Here is a 16080-nt window from a genome sequence, read left to right on the forward strand (position 1 = left end):
TTACACAATTAACTACAAGAACAATTATGCGATACCAGCGTAGTAGTGCACTTTTTGCGGAAGCCAAAAAATATATTCCCGGTGGGGTAAATTCGCCGGTTCGAGCCTTTAAAGCAGTAGGTGGTGAGCCCATTTTTGTGAAAGAGGCAAAAGGAGCGTATCTGACCGACGAGGATGGAAACCAATACATTGATTACATCTCATCCTGGGGGCCGTTACTTTTTGGTCATGCCCATAAGCCAGTGCTCAAAGCGGTAGTCGAAAAAGCAAAGAAAGGAACTTCTTTTGGTATTCCTACTGAAATTGAAACAGAGCTTGCAAAGCTAGCGGTCAGTATGGTGCCCAATATCGATAAAATACGGTTTGTGAATTCGGGTACTGAAGCTTGCATGAGCGCAGTTCGATTGGCTAGGGGATATACGGGCAGGGATAAAATCATAAAATTTGCTGGTTGCTATCACGGTCATTCCGATTCGTTTTTGATTCAAGCAGGCAGTGGTGCAGTCACGTTCGGTAGTCCAAATAGCCCAGGAGTAACCCAGGGTACAGCTAAAGATACTTTACTAGCAAATTACAACGATTTGGAAGGTGTTAAGGAACTCGTGGCAGCAAATAAAGGTGAAATTGCTGGTATAATTCTTGAACCGGTAGCCGGAAATATGGGCTGCATTATCCCAACAGATGAGTTTGTTAAAGGCTTAAGACAGATTTGCACCGAAGAAGGTATTTTACTCTTATTTGATGAGGTAATGACCGGCTTTCGATTGGCAAAAGGGGGCGCACAAGAAGCTTTAGGAATCAATGCAGACATCGTCATGTTCGGTAAAGTTATAGGAGGCGGTCTACCTGTTGGTGCTTTTGCTGCCAAGGCCGAAATTATGGCTCATTTGGCTCCAGAAGGACCGGTTTATCAAGCGGGTACCTTAAGTGGAAACCCGTTGGCAATGAGCGCCGGCTTGGCCATGCTGACCGAAATTGACCAAAATCCACAAGTCTTCGAAAGCCTATCCAAAAAAACGGAATATCTACACAACGGCATTACAGAGATTTTGAGTGCAAAAGGCATTGCCCATCAAATCAATCGCTTTGGTAGTATGGTATCGGTGCATTTTTGCGAGGACCCCGTGGTTGATTTTGCTTCTTCGGCCAAGGGTAATAATGAAAGCTTTAAAAAATACTTTCACGGTATGTTGGACCAAGGTGTCTATCTGCCGCCATCCGCCTTTGAAAGCTACTTCTTAAATGATGCGATTAGTTATGCTGATTTGGATAGAACGATCAATGCCGTAAGTACTATTTTCTAGGATACTCCTTACATTGAACTCTATTTATTTTTAAGATAAAATTCAATAATCAGTTCAGCTAATTCCTCGCCTTTTTCTTCTTGTATAAAATGTCCAGCATTTAGCATTTTATGGTCTTGCCCGTGAGTACCAGGGACTAGTTTTTGAAAGATTTTCTCGGCACCTAGCATAATCGTATCCTCATCGCCAAAAATGGTTAGAAAAGGTTTGTTCCAAGTTTTAAGTATTCCCCATGCGGCACCATTTTTCTGCGCTTCTGGGTCATCAGCATCTACTGGAACCAAAGTAGGAAACATTCGTGCGCCAGCTTTGTATTCTTCAGAAGGGAAGGGTGCATTATAGGCTTCTAACACGCTTTCTGAGAGGGAAGTAATTGTGCCCATATCTATAACCTTTCCAATATCGAATCCAAGTGAAAACTGGGAATATTCCCGCCATCTCATAAAACTTTCGGGCATAGGCACAATTCCTGTTGGCAAACCGGTATTGGAGGCGACCACCATCGAAAATCGATTTTCCATTTGGGTGATTAGTCGAAGCCCCAGCAAACCACCCCAATCCTGACAAAAAAGTAGGATGTCTTTTAGGTCTAGCTTTTCAATGAAGGCAGTTAACCAGTCTAAATGTCGTTGATAGCTATATTCTTTCTTTTCTATCAATTTATCCGACCTTCCAAAACCGATTAAATCAGGCGCAATGGTTCGAAATTTGCCAGAAAGTTTTGGAATCATTTTTCGGTAAAGGTAAGACCAACTGGGCTCTCCATGAAGTAATAGCACAACTGGCCCGTCAGCCGGACCTTCCTCTACGTAGTGCATTTGTATGCCCGATTCAACTTCTAAATAATTAGGTTTGAAAGCATAACCTTCCAAGTTGTTGAATCTTTCTTCTGGTGTCTGTATAATTTTCTTCATCGTTGAAAAATTAAGCGTGCGTAAGGCGTTGAATAATATTTTTATGCGCAGGAAATAGATTGGTTAGTTCTAATGAGGTCTTCAGTTCAAAATCCTCGTAACTAAATCCCGGAGCAACCGTGCAACCAACTAGGGCATAGGCATTTTCATCTTTGACTTCAGCCGCAAACCAATTACCACCCTTAACGACGTATTGTGGAATTTCATCCTTCAATAGTGCATTGCCAATACGTTGATTGGAATAGTTTCCACTTTCAGAAATAACGTGCAAGGTTATTGTTTTACCAGTGTAAAAATGCCAAATCTCGTCCTGTTTGATTCGATGAAAAGCAGAGAATTTTTCTGAGGTTAAAAGAAAGTATATGCACGTGGAACAGTTTCTACCACCCCTATATTGTTCACCTAGAACTGAGTTAGGAATTTCACTGGAACTTCTATAAGTCTCTCTAAAATAACCTCCTTCAGGATGTGGTTTTAGGTTTAATTTTCTAATAAGCTCTTTAGCAGTACTGTTCATCTGACCTATGCCATTGTGGAATTTAAGACGGGAACTTAAATCTATATTATACTTAAAGATTTAAAAATTTTATAAAATGGAGACAACCTTTATAAAATTTACCATCTTTGTTTAAACAAATAAACAATTAATTAGACAAAATGGATTTATTGGTAAGAGCTGAGGAATATGAAAACAGGACTATGAGCCATATGTCAACCAGCGATCGCGTAAAAGCCTCTCGAGAAGGAAAGGAATTGGTTCTAGCCCTGAACGAAATTTTCAAGAAAACAAAAGATTCTAAAATCATGGATGCCATGAAGAGAATAACGGCAAAAAAAAGAAAAATTGAAAAACGTATAACTGGGGTTCCCCGGGTGTAAGCAAAGGGTGCTGTTAATTGGGTTGTTTGGGAATGAATTGCTATGTCGAATGTTTTGTGGTCATTTAGACCTTTAGGTTTGAGCCCGCACAGCACCTTTATGATTTTTTGAAGTACTTTTTTCGAATGGCATATCAAAGCTCCCCTTATTAAAAAAGAAAGGAGCCAAAATACCGTATAACTTTAAAGCACTTAACGCAAATTCTTCAAGTCTTTCGGTAAATGACTCCTTCTAAATAAAGGATTAGTTGAAATTACTTCACTTTATTAATCTTGAATATCCTTAAAAATCAAATCGAATCTTACCAACTACTCTTCTACCAATAAGCGGCATGTTCTGGTAGTATCTGTATTCATAATCCAATAAGTTGGTCGCCGTAACGTCAATTTGAATACCATTTTTGAACTTGTACCCTAAACCAGCATCAACAAGGTTTCTAGCACCAGTGGGGCCTGAAAACTGACCTGCAATCGGATTAAAAGATTCATCGTGTTGGTAAGCTACATTTGCTCTCCATCCCAAAGCAGGGGTGTAGTTCGCTCCAAATCTGAATTTGTTCTTTGGAATGTTCAAACTGGTTGCGAATTCCGCACCACTATCGTCACCTTTAAGTGTCTGCATGAAATCGGTTTCACTCACACCGGAATAGTTACCAAATATTGATAGGTTGTTGTTTACAAAATATTCCAACCCAATATCCCATCCTGAGTAAGATCTTTCATTAAAAGTTCTATAACCAGCTGCTAAGTGTGTAATGCCATTATTTGGTACTTGCTCTGTCTGAATGGTAGCGTGGAAGGGAAGTGCTTGCAATACTTGCGTTAAAGTCGCACCACCGAACGCATCAGATGGGGTGTTCAAAACCTGGTCACCTCCAGCTGTATAAGCTCCGTTGATGGTAGGGGCAAATTGAGCTGCAATTGCGTTAGCAGTTGCTTCGTCCAATCCTGTACCGACTAGCGCCTGTACGAACGCCGGTGTAAATAAGGCTTCCGCATTGTTACCCAAATCACCAGAAAGTCCTTCGATACCTGTCAAAGCAAAGGCAGGGGAGATTGCAGTGAATTGTGAATTGCCGTCTTCTTTAATATGATAGAAATCGACCGAAACCGAAAGTTTATCTCCTAAAAGGCCTTTATAACCAATCTCGTAGTTATCACTGATAGCGATTTGAGATATAGGTGCATTTCTTGCTTCAATTGGAGTACCATCAAAAATGTTGAATCCTGGTGAAAGTGCACCACCAAATCCAATGGTGGTCAAATCAATGGAACCTAAAGCTGCCTGTACCGCAGGTGCCAAAGGAGCTGTAGCTGGATCTGCGTTTACACCCGCAAGTATCTGACCGATAATGAAATCATTAACCGTGACACCAGGTGCTACTTCTTGACCGATAACAGCTGCCAAAGGAAGACCCGCACCATCAATTCCTTGTGGTAAGCTTGGTATTAAGCTTGTGAACCAATCAATAGTGGCATCGTTGGCAAAAACTTGTTCTGTTTTATTTCCGTACAACCAAACATCAAAAGATCCAGGTACCACTCCTGCGAGTGGGAAATCAATGTTCAACTGAAGATTGGAAACAGTAGAAGTGGTTCTATTGTAAGAAGCACGGAATGTATGCTTCGGTGAAGCTTTATAAACTAATGCTGCTCTTGGAGACCATCCGCCATCATCAATAAAGTTGAACTGGTCGTATCGTCCTGCTGCAACAAAATCTAGTTTTTCAGATAGGATAAATTTACCTTGGAGATAAGTACCCAAGACACTAAAATTATCATCATCCTCATTTCTACCATAGGTCAGTCCGCCAGTATCTTGACCGGCATAACGATAATCTACACCAGCGGTCCAATTGGCGTTAAGAAAACCAGGCGTGTCAAAATTATATTGGGCCTGACCTTCAACTTGTTGACGTGCAATATTGGTTCGATTACCTGTTTGGTACAAAAAGGTTGGGTTGTCATCCGACCCACCATTGTTATCAACGTAAAAGGCTTGAAGAAACAATCCTCCAATTTGTGCTCTAGCCTGACCCCAAAATTCCGTTGCCTGAGCTAAACCTTCCCCTTGTTCATTGTAGAATACGGAACTACCAGCATTTACACCAGCAGCAAAGTTCAATGTGGTATTATCACTTGGTCTGAATTCCAAAGCACCATTAAATGCCATGTTCCACCAGCTATCTGCCATGGGGTTGCCGTCACCATCTTCGTCTAGATTATCAATAAGCACCGTACCAGGTGAAAATTGGTCAACAAAACCTTCAGGGGTTATGTCTGGCCTGGTAACCGTGTTTTGAAATAATGCGATTTGTGCAGCATCATCGGCATTGTTTGGATCCAAAGTAAATTCGTCACCTCTTCTATACTGACCTGCTACTTTCCAACCAAATTTATCGTTTACTTTGGTGCCATGTCTAAAACCGGCCCCAAACGTGCTTAACTCACCACCTATTAACTCTATGGATGTGCCGGGTCTATCGATAGGGCTTTTGGTGATAAAGTGAATTACACCTTGTGTCACACCTGGACCATATAAGGCGGAACCTGCACCACGCACGACCTCAATACGTTCAATATCTAGTTGATTGAGACCCGCTTGGTCAGTTTGAAAAGCCCCAACACCTGGAGCTACAAGACTTCTGTAATCTAAAATCGGAAAGACCGATGTTCCAAATAGTCCTGATCCTCCACGGGCAGAAATATTAATTCTGTTTGCCGATTGTTGTTGAATTTGAATCCCCGGAACGTTGATTAGGTTACGGGCCACGTCTGTTGCGTTCGGAGTTGCGTCCAATTTACGTGTTGTCAAAACCGAAACAGAGGCAGGGGCTTCCTGAACTTTTTCCTGTCTTCTCGATGCAGATACAATAACCTCTTCTCCTCGAAACGCTTGTTCAATTAAAGCCAGGTTCACAACTTCGTCAGCCGAATTTACGGTCACAATTTGACTTGCATAACCCGTATAACTTATTTCGATTTGATAAGGTGGCTGGGCATCGGAAGTTAATTCATAGTTGCCATCAAAATCTGTGGCTGTTCCTGTTATCGTACCAACTATGATTACGTTGGCCCCAGGTAATGGTGCGCCAGTAAGATCGTCAACAATCTTACCGGAAACCTTGCTTTGTGCCATCACAGTGGACCCAACAAGAAATAATGATGCAATAAAGAGTAATTTTTTCATTTGCGTTAAGTTAGTTTTAGACAATTAAATTCCCGTTCTACTTTGCTCATCCTATTGTGTGGTCTTAGATGTTAAAAGGAGCAACAATATTCGATAAATGAAGAGGGGGAATGATAATTGTAATTATTAAATACCTAAATTTTTATTATTTAAATTCCGACTAACATAATAAAAATTATTGAATATTAACAAAATGTTAAAAAAATATCCAAAAAATTTAGAAAGATAAAAAATTAAACAAGGGACTTTTCTTTGTAGAAATCAGTGCGATTTGAAGCTGTTGTTCCCAAGTTCTATTCTTCTTACTGATTTATTTTTTGTGAGTAAACTTTTAAGGATAAACGAAATAATCTCACACTTAAAAATTTAATCGAAAAACAAAGTTTGGCGTTAGCCCTAGTGAAAGTTGTTCCAGTTGTTCAATTTCAGGAAGTCCTGTTATCGGGTTTTCATCCTCACGATAGAAAACCGATAAAGGCACTTGTCGGGCATAGATATTTTGAAATGAAACTCCAACTTCGCCCTTTAATGCATTATTTTTTGCGATTTTGAAGCCGTATAGTGCAGAAGCATCCAATCTGTGATAATCAGGAAGACGTCGACTGTTTATAGCCCCAAATACCAGGTCGCCTGTAGTGGGATTAAAACTTTGAACCGGCGTGAATGGGGCACCTGTTCTATAGTTCCATCCCAATGAAAATTTCCATTTCGCAGTTTCGTAAGTATTTGATAATGTCAGATTATGGGTAATGTCATTATTACCTGAGAATTTTGTAGTTGACAATTCAGCAAAATTATAGTCGACGGTGTTGTAGGTATATCCTATCCAGATTCTATAGTTGCCCAATTGTTTTTTAAGAAGAAAATCCATACCGAAAATGTCGCTGGTACCTTGGGAATATTCTTCAGAGGCATTCGTGAAACCGTTGGTAAAAGAGGTAAGGCCGTCAATATTTTTAATATATGCATCTAAATCTATTGTCCACCCATTAAAATCTAATAATGCTCCTGCGGAGTATTGATTGCTTTCCAATAGCGGTATTAAATCTTGATCCGTTAAAGTCCAGGTACCACTTTGTAATCGCAGTCTTGTGTCGTCAAATTCAATTAATTGACTTAGTGTCTGATATCTTCTTTCGGCAGTGACTTTCAATCTAAGAATTCTATTTACTGGATATTCGAGGTTTAGTCTTGGTTCTAGATACCAATTGTTCAAAAGTGAAAATTTCGAAGCACGAATGCCCAAACTTAGTAACCCCCTATTTTTAGGTCTAAAACTATAGGTACCATAAATTGCATTGGTGGTATTTACCCGATTTGAAATCTCATTGAAGTCACGTTCATCAGCAGATTCTTCCCCGTCTTCATCACTGTCTTCTGGGTCGATATCTTCAGTGCCCGCTTCATCTCTAAATAGCTGGTAGAAGACTTCGTTTTTAGAAATTTGATAACCCAACTTCAAAGCGTGTTTTACGCTGAAATCATATTCAATAGCGGTCTGAATTCCGTAGTCTTTGACACTGTTGCGACGAACACTTTCTTCTTGGGCCGTTTGTTCTTCAAGAAAGACATTTCTGTAGTTGCTATTATAGTTGGAATAGTACCCTTCGAGAGAATGATGCCATCTGTTTGCCTTTACACCTGACCAATTAAAACTTAGACCCTCATTTTCCGAAACAAGGGCATCTTGGGAAATGTTTTCATCGTCCAACAATCGAAAAAAGAGATCATTTCTGGTGAGTAAACCTGTAACAGATAAGCTATCTTTTTCAGACGGCTTGATGAGTAACTTGATATTGGTGTCATAAAAAAAGAAAGTTTCCTCCCCCTCAAGCAGGGTCTCCTCATCTTCTTCACCTTCAATTTGACCCAAAGGCCCTGTATCCACTATAGTGTTTTGAAACACTTTTTCGGAAATGGCGTCGAAGGTGGGTGTTCCATTGCCAAGAAGGTCAACATAGGAGCGCCGTCCTGAAAGCACAAGGCCGACTTTATCTCCCAAACGGATTTTAGAATAAACATCGGCTTGGGTACCATTAAAACCTAGTCCGAAGTTGGTCCTTTCTGGAATTTGTGTTTCCCCCGCAATATCTATAATCCCTGAAATTCGATCACCATATTCTGCGCTAGCACCACTTTTAAAAATCGTTGCCCCAGTGGTAGTGTATGGATTGAAAATAGAGAGCATTCCAAAAAAGTGCCCCGTATTGTACATTTTAATACCATCATAGAGAATTAGATTTTGATCAGCCGATCCCCCACGAATCTGAATGTCAGAGACCGTTTCATTAATACTGGTAATACCTGGAGCCCATTGAACAGATTGAAAAATATCGGGTTCAACCAGGCCTGGTAAAATTCCCAATTCTTCTGAATTTAAACCAATTGATCCGTCTTTGTTTTTGTCAATGCCAGTTATGAGGTACGATTTCACGATGACCTCTTGCAAGGTTTCCACCTTTGGGAAAAGGTAGAAGTTTTTGCAAGTTGACAATTCAAAATCTTCAGTTTCTAGAATTTTACTGGCATACCCTATATACTGCAATAATAGTCCTTTATCCAGATTGACATCCTCAAGGGAGAAATACCCATTTTCATCTGTGGTAAAGCCGGTTAGGGTGCCTTTTATCAATAAAGTGGCGTAGGCTAAGGGTGTTTTTGAAATACCGTCAAATAGGTAACCACAAACTGAAATATTGCTTTTAACTGACGTAATGATTACTTGATTCGCGCCTATTCTTTCAAAGTTTAGGTTGGCAGTTTTAGCCAGTATGTTTAGCAGGGCAGCAACATCACTGGTTTCCATTTTCAAGGAAATTGAACGATCTCTGACCAGCTCATCTGAGTATGAAAACAAAAGACCGGTTTGAGGTTCTAAATCTTCTAGAACCTGCTTTAAAGGAACGTTTTTGTAATCGACCTTAATAACTGATTGGGAATGTAGTACAAATCCTTGCACCAATAAAAATACGAATAGGAAAAACCTCAGTTTTTTAACGTGCATTCAGGATAACCGTTTTTTGGTCTTCAGTTAGCGTATAATTAATTCCCATGGGAACAAAAACCGACTTTAAGGCCAATTCTAAGTCATTGTGAACAAAAGTTCCCGTAAAATGCCCTTGTGCCATATCAGGTTCAAAATCGAATTCGATGCCGTAATGGGCCTTCAATGCTTCCATCACCAAAAGTAATTCAGTATTCGAGAAACTGCTTCGGCCTTCATTCAACCATGAAGGTTGCTCGTCATTATGTTTTGATTTGACAAGAATTTTGCCTTGAATTTTAACAACGTCTCCACGTTTCAAATAAGTTTCCTGATCTTCATTCTGGTTTGAGTATAGTATGCGACCTTCGTAGCAATGAAGTTCAAAAAAGTTACTTCTAGCGTTGACGTTAAAAGTTGTTCCTAAAACACTAATAGTGCCAGATTTAGTTTCAACTTTAAAATTGTCCCCTTTGGTTACATGAAAAAGAGCTTCTCCGTCAAGTAATATCTTTTTATTAAAAGACCATAGAATTGGATTATAACTTATAGAAGTTTTGGCGTTGAGGTAGACTTCCGTTTTATCAGGTAAAATAAAGACTGATTTTTCGCCTGTTGGAGATGTGAAATCGATTTGATAAAAGAAAAGTCCAAATAATAATACAAGTGATGCAGCAATCCCGGCAGCGTAGTAAAGAGGTTTTAGTCGAATGACCTTGGTAGGTTTTTGATTTTCAATTCCTTTCCAAATTTTGTTTCGGAGCAATTCCTTTTCATAGGCCGGTTTTTGAAATGCCTTAAGTCCTTGAGCCAATTTTTGGTATTCTTCATATTCGGTAGATGCCTCAAATTCGGCACGTTCCGATTCAGTTAGCTTCCCAGAAAGCCAACGTGCCATTATGGTATCATCTTTTTCTTCGAACATAAAGTTGCTACATATATCAAGGGAACAGGTCAATTGTATTTCACCCTACCCCCTAAGTTTAAATATTCTTTACTGTCTTTCGCAATTTTACCAATGCTTTGTGCATTCGTTTTTCAACGGCCTTTTGTGAAACATCCAAAAATTCAGCTATTTCCTTATAGGTCATTTGATCCATTCGGTTCAACAAAAAGACTTCTCGCTGACCTTCAGGTAATTCAGAAATCGCCTTTTGTAAGCGATCCATGAACTCTTTCTCCTCTAATTGAAATTCTGGGGTTTCATGTTCGCTTGACCGTTGTGGTTGCTTGGCGTATTTTAAAACCACCTTTTGGTGTTCGACCTGATTATAGAAGGCATTTTTTGAAACTGCGAATAAAAATCCTCTCGCTTTTTCAAAAAGCACCTTTTTGCAATTGTTCCAGAGTTTTATAAAGGAATCTTGAACTAAATCCTCAGCCTGTTGCAGGTTGCCACACTGATAGTAAAGGTAGTTTCGAAGCGATTCGGAATATAAATCAAATACTTCATTAAAGACACTTTGGTCACAAATTGACTTCTCGTTTTTGCTCATCCAAAGTTTTTTTCAATTAAGGGGGTGGGGTGAATTCAAAGTATCCTGTTCTACTACCAAATCTAAAAAAATATTGATTATGCATGTCCCTAATCAAATCAAGTTTCTAATTGTAGGTATAAGCGTAGTAACGTTGGCCTTAATCGTTTATAAGGTCAATTTGCTCAATAAATCACAGCAAACTTTTTTGTCGGATGAAGTATATCAGGTGACCTACCGATACTTTCTGAAAACTGATTCTACAGACACTTTTGTGAAAGCATTCTTGCCCAAAAACAATAGTAGGCAAAAAATAACCCAACAAAAAAGTGAATTGTCGCCTGAAGTCAATTTTACGACTAGGGCGGAAGGTGAAAACTTTCGGGCAAATTGGATTACAAAGTCTAAAAACAGCTATGAGAACATTACCTATTCATTCACTTTTAAAGGAAAAGCCCAACAATATGGATTGAACGATTATTTCAAAGCAAGCAAGGAAAATAAAGAAGACTATTTATTGGCTACGAAAAACATACAGGTGTTTGCCGAGCCTATTTCCCTTCTGGCAGCCCAAATAGAAAAAGAAACCAAATCGGACAAGGAAAGACTGAGTTCAGTTTTCGATTATGTTTATCAAATGCCATCGGCTCCAATTATAACATTGACCGATGCACTCAGCGCCTTGGAGCGAAATGAGGCATCATGCAATGGTAAAAGTAGGCTTTTCGTTGCTTTGGCAAGAAATCTAGGCTATCCTTCTAGAATTAAGGGTGGAATTATTCTTAAAGAATCAAATAAAAGAACTTCACATGCTTGGGCAGAAGTCTTTGTCGATGGAGTCTGGGTTCCATTTGATGCGCTAAATGGTCACTTTGCCTACTTGCCAGCCAATTATCTGGAATTGTACGTGGGGGATGAATTTTTAATAACCCACAGCCCAGGTATTCAATTTGACTATTCTTATGACATCACAAAAAAAGAATCGCTTTTCATCTTAGATGAAGGTTCTGAAGAGACCTCTAAAATCACCTCTCTTTCTTTATGGGGTCTGGTACAAAACGAATCCATTTCAAAAAGGAATCTTTTTCTGCTGCTGATGTTACCCTTAGGTGGGTTAGTAGTGGCCTTATTACGAAATGTTGTGGGCATCCGCACATTTGGGGTTTTCTTGCCAGTGCTGATTGCATTTTCATTATTGGAAACAGGTTTTGGAACAGGAATGGCCCTTTTTCTATTCTTGATTTTGTTTGTTGGTTTTATAACTAGACCCTTTGACAAAATGGGTTTGTTACACACCCCTAAATTGGTTATTTCATTGACGTTGATGGTATTGGTCATGACCTTGGGCAACTACCTTGGGGTTTCTTTCAAAATCACATGGCTAAGTTCGCTCACGCTCTTTCCGACCATTATATTGACCATATCCGCAGAGCGTTTTTCAAAGCTTATTGTAGAGGATGGATTGCAAAAAGCAACTGGAACCTTATTTCAAACCCTAATAGCGGTTACGGTTTGTTTTACTCTTTTTTCAATCAAGGGTTTGGATGCCCTATTAATTCTTTTCCCTGAAGCATTGTTGTTAATCATTGCTTGTTGCTTGTTACTAGGTAGGTATGTCGGTTTACGATGGACCGAATTACTACGATTTCAGCCCTTATTAAAACCCAAATTCATCTAAAATATGATTCAAAAGATTTTTAAGGTCAAAAACCCTAAAGGGGTTATTGGCCTCAATCGACGCAATATTCAATTTATCTATCCACACAATCAACGTAAGGATTACATCCTGGCAGATGATAAAGTGAAGGCGAAAATGATTTTACACCAAAATGATATTGCATGTGCGAAGACCTATGCTGTCGTTGAGCGAATCAGTGATATTAAATCAAGCTGGAAAGGTTTGCAGGAACATAGGGCCTTGGTTATTAAACCAGCCAAAGGTTGTGGTGGTGGCGGAATTAAAATCTTAAAGAAAAACAGCCTTGGAAAATGGCAAAGTAGTGGGAAAACCATTTCTGACGAACAGATATTCCATCATATTACTCGCATTATTTCAGGTTTGTTCTCTATGGCTTCAAATGATGTATGTCTAATTGAGGAATGTATTATGCCCCATCCGTTCTTTGCTGAAATCTACGATGAGGGCGTTCCTGATTTTCGCATAATTACACTAAAAGGTAAACCGCTAATGGCCATGTTACGAATGCCAACGTCAAGATCTGATGGAAAGGCAAACCTGCATCAAAAAGGGGTCGGAATTGGTGTTGATATGTTGAACGGAACATTGACCCAAGTTTATGATGGTAAACAATACAGTGACCATCACCCAGACAATGAAAACAGCGTTAACGGAAAAAAAATACCCTACTGGTTTACGATGATGCAACTGGCACGTAAAACTGCCCAAGCCTTTCCCCTGGACTATCTAGGCATTGACCTTGTAATTGATAAAGTCAAGGGCCCTCAAATCATGGAGGTCAATGTACGTCCGGGCTTGGGTATTCAATTGGTTAACAAACAAGGCCTTCAATCAACTTTATAAAAACTTCAAAAAAAAATTTATGAAATATATATTCGCATTATTGACTGTTTTGATTTGTTCAGTAAGCTACGCACAAGAACGACATCGTTTTGAATTGGGCACTCAGGCTGGCTATGAATACAACTACTTTAAAAGCCCTGATGAATTGATAGTTAATGGCACGGCAATAAACGAGAATGATTTGATTTCTAGTAGTGCTTATCAAGACATATTCTTTGACTATGACTACAGATACAAGTGGAAAGCCAATCGCGTTAGAATTTCAGTCTCTCCATTTGTACGACTTTTTCAAGAAAATATGGGTGATAGTTATTGGAGCTTTGATGCAGACATTAAGTATGACCACAAAATATCGAAAAAAACCAAGTTGTTGGGAGCATTGACTTTTGTGCGAATGAACCGTGAAGGGTTAGACGGTGCACAAGATGTTTTGGTCAATCCTTTAGGGTATACCAACTATGGCGCATCGGGTGGAGTTGAGCTCAAACCTATTCCACAGAACAAAACCACCTTTGAAGGTTTCTATAACTTTAAAAACTTTGATTCTTATGGGGTTCGTGATTTAGAATTTAATGAATTGGGGCTGCGTTTAGCCAGTAAGCAAGAGTTTCGTCCTAATCGATATGAACATGCGTTTGGGTTTACTGCCTACTATAAAAAACGGCTGTACAAAACCTTTAATACGGAGGAAAGTCCTGCAAGTGGAGAACGTGATTGGGATTATTTTAAGGCAAACTTATTTTACGAATTACCAATTGGTGGATATCTTGAACTTGAACCACAACTGACCTACTATGGCCGTTATGATAGGCTAGAAGGGCAATCCGGGTTTAACCAATATGGTCCTGGTCTCCGGTTGAAATTCGACAATGATAAAACGAAAATCAACGCATCAATAAAATACCAAATACGGGACTACACTTCTATACTCGCACCAGGTACAGAAGATGCCCTAACTTATTCCTACACTGATTTTTCGTTGAATTTTGAACATCAGTTACCATTGAAGGGATTGTTCTTTACAGGAACAGTTTATAGCCGATTTCGCGAAACAAATACAATTGACTTGACTGCGAGGTCTTTTCGCGGGTACACAAATCAATATGCGGGTCTTGGAGTATTATGGAAGCTTTAAGGTGAATTTTTCGTCCGTGAGGTCCTAAAAATCCGAATCCCAAAATAAAGCATAAAACCTATAAGTATCCCTATTGCCGAATGGTGGAACCAAAATGGTTCGGCACCTTGAAAATCTCCTCTTATGCGAGCCAGATAGGTCACACCCATTACAATGCCGACATAATAGAAATACACCAGTTGAAAACCCAACTTTACTTTATGCAAGACAAAAGGAGCCAAAACGATCATTAGATATGCCAGTGCCCCACCAGCCAATTTTTTTGGCACCAATGGAATATCGTTGAGATAAATATTTGTTGCTAAAAAACCAAAGTGTATTAGATGTAACACAGCAAATAGTAGCAACCAATTTCTAAGACGGTGGTTTTCACGGATCGGTCGTGGATATCCAAAAGCAAATAGTACGAATACACCAAGAAAAATGATGAATGATAAACGACCAGAAAATCGGGCCGAATGTCTGAATACTTCATTCAAATTAGGTTCCGTCAAGTAGCAATAGCCGAAAATGATTATTTCTGCCAATACACCTAACAGGAGTAAATTCCGTAAAGAAAATCTCATTATTTATATGGTTAGTTGGGGCTAATATATTGGATTTTTTTTATTGGAATACACTAGAAGCTTTTAGCTCTCTTTTGAAAACAATAGTCTTCAAAGTGTCCATAATCAACGCGTTACAGTATTGTTTTTGATTTAAAGAATCCATTTTAACAATTTCTCGTGTTAATGTTATGATAAACAGGGTATGATTGTTTAAGTAAAAATTAAATTCGTTAAACAAACTAAATCGATTGAAACCATGAAAAAAATTCTTCTTCCTCTTTTTGCAATTGTAGTGCTGCTTATCGTATCATTCACTCCCAATACACAAGAGTTTCAAGGCCAAGCAATTTACCTTTCAAAATCAACAATGGAGTTGGGAAACTGGGGAGCACGAATGAGCGAAGCCCAGAAGAAGCAAATAAAGGCGAGGTTAAAAAACCGGTTGGAAAAGACATACACCCTAAATTTTAACAAAGAAGAGTCGGTTTTCAATGAAGAAGAAAAACTAGATGCCATATCAGGTGCGACAGATTCCTGGGGTAAAAACTTTGCTAGGGGAGAGCAGTATAAAAATGTAAAGGCGAACGAATTGGTGCAGACCCAAGAGTTTTATGGTAAAAAATTCTTAGTGAAAGATGGACTGCAAGAATTTGATTGGAATATGGGGTCCGAAACAAAACAAATTGGACAATACATGTGTTTCAAGGCTTCAGCTTTAGTGCCAACTGACGAATTAACATGGTTTGATTTCTCCTGGGGCAAACTTAGAAGACAACAGGCCCAACAAAATGATTCTACGGCCACAACTCCGGAAATTGATATGACCCAAGTAGTGGCATGGTACACTCCTCAAATACCAGTTTCACATGGCCCTGCTGAATATTGGGGATTGCCCGGATTGATTTTGGAAGTAAATGCCGGTAATACCACAATGTTGTGTTCTAAAATCATTATGAATCCGAAGGATAATTTAAAGATTGTGGCCCCAGATAAAGGAAAAATCGTTGACAAAACAGAATACCAAGTCACTGTTCTCGACAAGATGAAGGAGATGATGGAGAATCGCGGTAGGAGAAGGAGTAGGTAACCGAAGTCTTGACGATTCCAAAAT

13 protein-coding genes are annotated in these 16080 nt (G+C 39.2%); 6 read left to right on the plus strand and 7 right to left on the minus strand.

Annotated features, from left to right (window positions below):
* The first annotated feature begins 26 nt into the window (after positions 1 to 26).
* Positions 27 to 1304 (plus strand): glutamate-1-semialdehyde 2,1-aminomutase, encoded by a 1278-nt coding sequence (hemL, locus tag HCU67_RS07515; protein ID WP_168551940.1) that lies wholly within the window; start codon positions 27 to 29, stop codon positions 1302 to 1304.
* Between the two features lie 20 nt (positions 1305 to 1324).
* Here the strand turns inward: hemL and HCU67_RS07520 are convergent, their stop codons facing one another.
* Together HCU67_RS07520 and HCU67_RS07525 are read right to left on the minus strand one after the other, a co-directional pair.
* Complete coding sequence (locus tag HCU67_RS07520; protein WP_168551941.1) at positions 1325 to 2218, minus strand: haloalkane dehalogenase; 894 nt, start codon at positions 2216 to 2218, stop codon at positions 1325 to 1327.
* Between the two features lie 10 nt (positions 2219 to 2228).
* The gene (locus HCU67_RS07525; protein WP_168551942.1) at positions 2229 to 2735 is read right to left on the minus strand and encodes a cupin domain-containing protein; all 507 of its coding nucleotides are present in this window, start codon (positions 2733 to 2735) and stop codon (positions 2229 to 2231) included.
* Between the two features lie 140 nt (positions 2736 to 2875).
* Here HCU67_RS07525 and HCU67_RS07530 point away from each other — a divergent pair, with 140 nt between their 5' ends.
* Positions 2876 to 3097, plus strand: coding sequence for a hypothetical protein (locus HCU67_RS07530; protein WP_168551943.1), 222 nt, complete (start codon positions 2876 to 2878; stop codon positions 3095 to 3097).
* 282 nt (positions 3098 to 3379) lie between these two features.
* On the opposite strand, the gene HCU67_RS07535 is transcribed toward HCU67_RS07530, so the two are convergent.
* The 4 genes from HCU67_RS07535 to HCU67_RS07550 form a co-directional block, all read right to left on the minus strand.
* Positions 3380 to 6286, minus strand: coding sequence for a TonB-dependent receptor domain-containing protein (locus tag HCU67_RS07535; protein WP_168551944.1), 2907 nt, complete (start codon positions 6284 to 6286; stop codon positions 3380 to 3382).
* Positions 6287 to 6644: 358 nt separating this feature from the next.
* Positions 6645 to 9290, minus strand: a complete 2646-nt coding sequence (locus HCU67_RS07540) for a TonB-dependent receptor (protein ID WP_168551945.1) — start codon at positions 9288 to 9290, stop codon at positions 6645 to 6647.
* Positions 9280 to 10194, minus strand: a complete 915-nt coding sequence (locus HCU67_RS07545) for a FecR family protein (protein ID WP_168551946.1) — start codon at positions 10192 to 10194, stop codon at positions 9280 to 9282. Before HCU67_RS07545 ends, HCU67_RS07540 begins: the two co-directional genes overlap by 11 nt.
* A gap of 58 nt (positions 10195 to 10252) precedes the next feature.
* The gene (locus HCU67_RS07550) at positions 10253 to 10765 is read right to left on the minus strand and encodes an RNA polymerase sigma factor (RefSeq protein WP_168551947.1); all 513 of its coding nucleotides are present in this window, start codon (positions 10763 to 10765) and stop codon (positions 10253 to 10255) included.
* Between the two features lie 79 nt (positions 10766 to 10844).
* Here HCU67_RS07550 and HCU67_RS07555 point away from each other — a divergent pair, with 79 nt between their 5' ends.
* The 3 genes from HCU67_RS07555 to HCU67_RS07565 are packed head-to-tail and all read left to right on the plus strand — an operon-like array spanning position 10845 to position 14421.
* Positions 10845 to 12422 carry a 7TM domain-containing protein gene (locus HCU67_RS07555; protein WP_168551948.1) on the plus strand — a complete coding sequence of 526 codons (1578 nt, stop codon included), beginning with the start codon at positions 10845 to 10847 and terminating at the stop codon, positions 12420 to 12422.
* Between the two features lie 3 nt (positions 12423 to 12425).
* Complete coding sequence (locus HCU67_RS07560) at positions 12426 to 13286, plus strand: sugar-transfer associated ATP-grasp domain-containing protein (RefSeq protein WP_168551949.1); 861 nt, start codon at positions 12426 to 12428, stop codon at positions 13284 to 13286.
* Between the two features lie 19 nt (positions 13287 to 13305).
* The gene (locus HCU67_RS07565) at positions 13306 to 14421 is read left to right on the plus strand and encodes a hypothetical protein (RefSeq protein WP_168551950.1); all 1116 of its coding nucleotides are present in this window, start codon (positions 13306 to 13308) and stop codon (positions 14419 to 14421) included.
* On the opposite strand, the gene HCU67_RS07570 is transcribed toward HCU67_RS07565, so the two are convergent.
* Positions 14418 to 14987, minus strand: coding sequence for a hypothetical protein (locus HCU67_RS07570; RefSeq protein ID WP_168551951.1), 570 nt, complete (start codon positions 14985 to 14987; stop codon positions 14418 to 14420). The two genes, HCU67_RS07565 and HCU67_RS07570, sit on opposite strands and share 4 nt — an antisense overlap.
* 238 nt (positions 14988 to 15225) lie before the next feature.
* On the opposite strand from HCU67_RS07570, the gene HCU67_RS07575 reads away from it, so the two are divergent.
* Entirely contained in the window at positions 15226 to 16056 is an 831-nt protein-coding gene (locus HCU67_RS07575; protein WP_168551952.1) for a GLPGLI family protein, read from the plus strand.
* Positions 16057 to 16080 lie beyond the last annotated feature (24 nt).

The sequence above is a fragment of the Croceivirga thetidis genome, assembly GCF_012272815.1.
GTDB classification, from domain to species: domain Bacteria; phylum Bacteroidota; class Bacteroidia; order Flavobacteriales; family Flavobacteriaceae; genus Croceivirga; species Croceivirga thetidis.

Bases quoted from the DNA above. Each gene is read 5' to 3' on its own strand.
- hemL (WP_168551940.1), top strand. From the start codon at position 27: ATGCGATACCAGCGTAGTAGTGCACTTTTTGCGGAAGCCAAAAAATAT.
- HCU67_RS07520 (WP_168551941.1), bottom strand. From the start codon at position 2,218: ATGAAGAAAATTATACAGACACCAGAAGAAAGATTCAACAACTTGGAA.
- HCU67_RS07525 (WP_168551942.1), bottom strand. From the start codon at position 2,735: ATGAACAGTACTGCTAAAGAGCTTATTAGAAAATTAAACCTAAAACCA.
- HCU67_RS07530 (WP_168551943.1), top strand. From the start codon at position 2,876: ATGGATTTATTGGTAAGAGCTGAGGAATATGAAAACAGGACTATGAGC.
- HCU67_RS07535 (WP_168551944.1), bottom strand. From the start codon at position 6,286: ATGAAAAAATTACTCTTTATTGCATCATTATTTCTTGTTGGGTCCACT.
- HCU67_RS07540 (WP_168551945.1), bottom strand. From the start codon at position 9,290: ATGCACGTTAAAAAACTGAGGTTTTTCCTATTCGTATTTTTATTGGTG.
- HCU67_RS07545 (WP_168551946.1), bottom strand. From the start codon at position 10,194: ATGTTCGAAGAAAAAGATGATACCATAATGGCACGTTGGCTTTCTGGG.
- HCU67_RS07550 (WP_168551947.1), bottom strand. From the start codon at position 10,765: ATGAGCAAAAACGAGAAGTCAATTTGTGACCAAAGTGTCTTTAATGAA.
- HCU67_RS07555 (WP_168551948.1), top strand. From the start codon at position 10,845: ATGCATGTCCCTAATCAAATCAAGTTTCTAATTGTAGGTATAAGCGTA.
- HCU67_RS07560 (WP_168551949.1), top strand. From the start codon at position 12,426: ATGATTCAAAAGATTTTTAAGGTCAAAAACCCTAAAGGGGTTATTGGC.
- HCU67_RS07565 (WP_168551950.1), top strand. From the start codon at position 13,306: ATGAAATATATATTCGCATTATTGACTGTTTTGATTTGTTCAGTAAGC.
- HCU67_RS07570 (WP_168551951.1), bottom strand. From the start codon at position 14,987: ATGAGATTTTCTTTACGGAATTTACTCCTGTTAGGTGTATTGGCAGAA.
- HCU67_RS07575 (WP_168551952.1), top strand. From the start codon at position 15,226: ATGAAAAAAATTCTTCTTCCTCTTTTTGCAATTGTAGTGCTGCTTATC.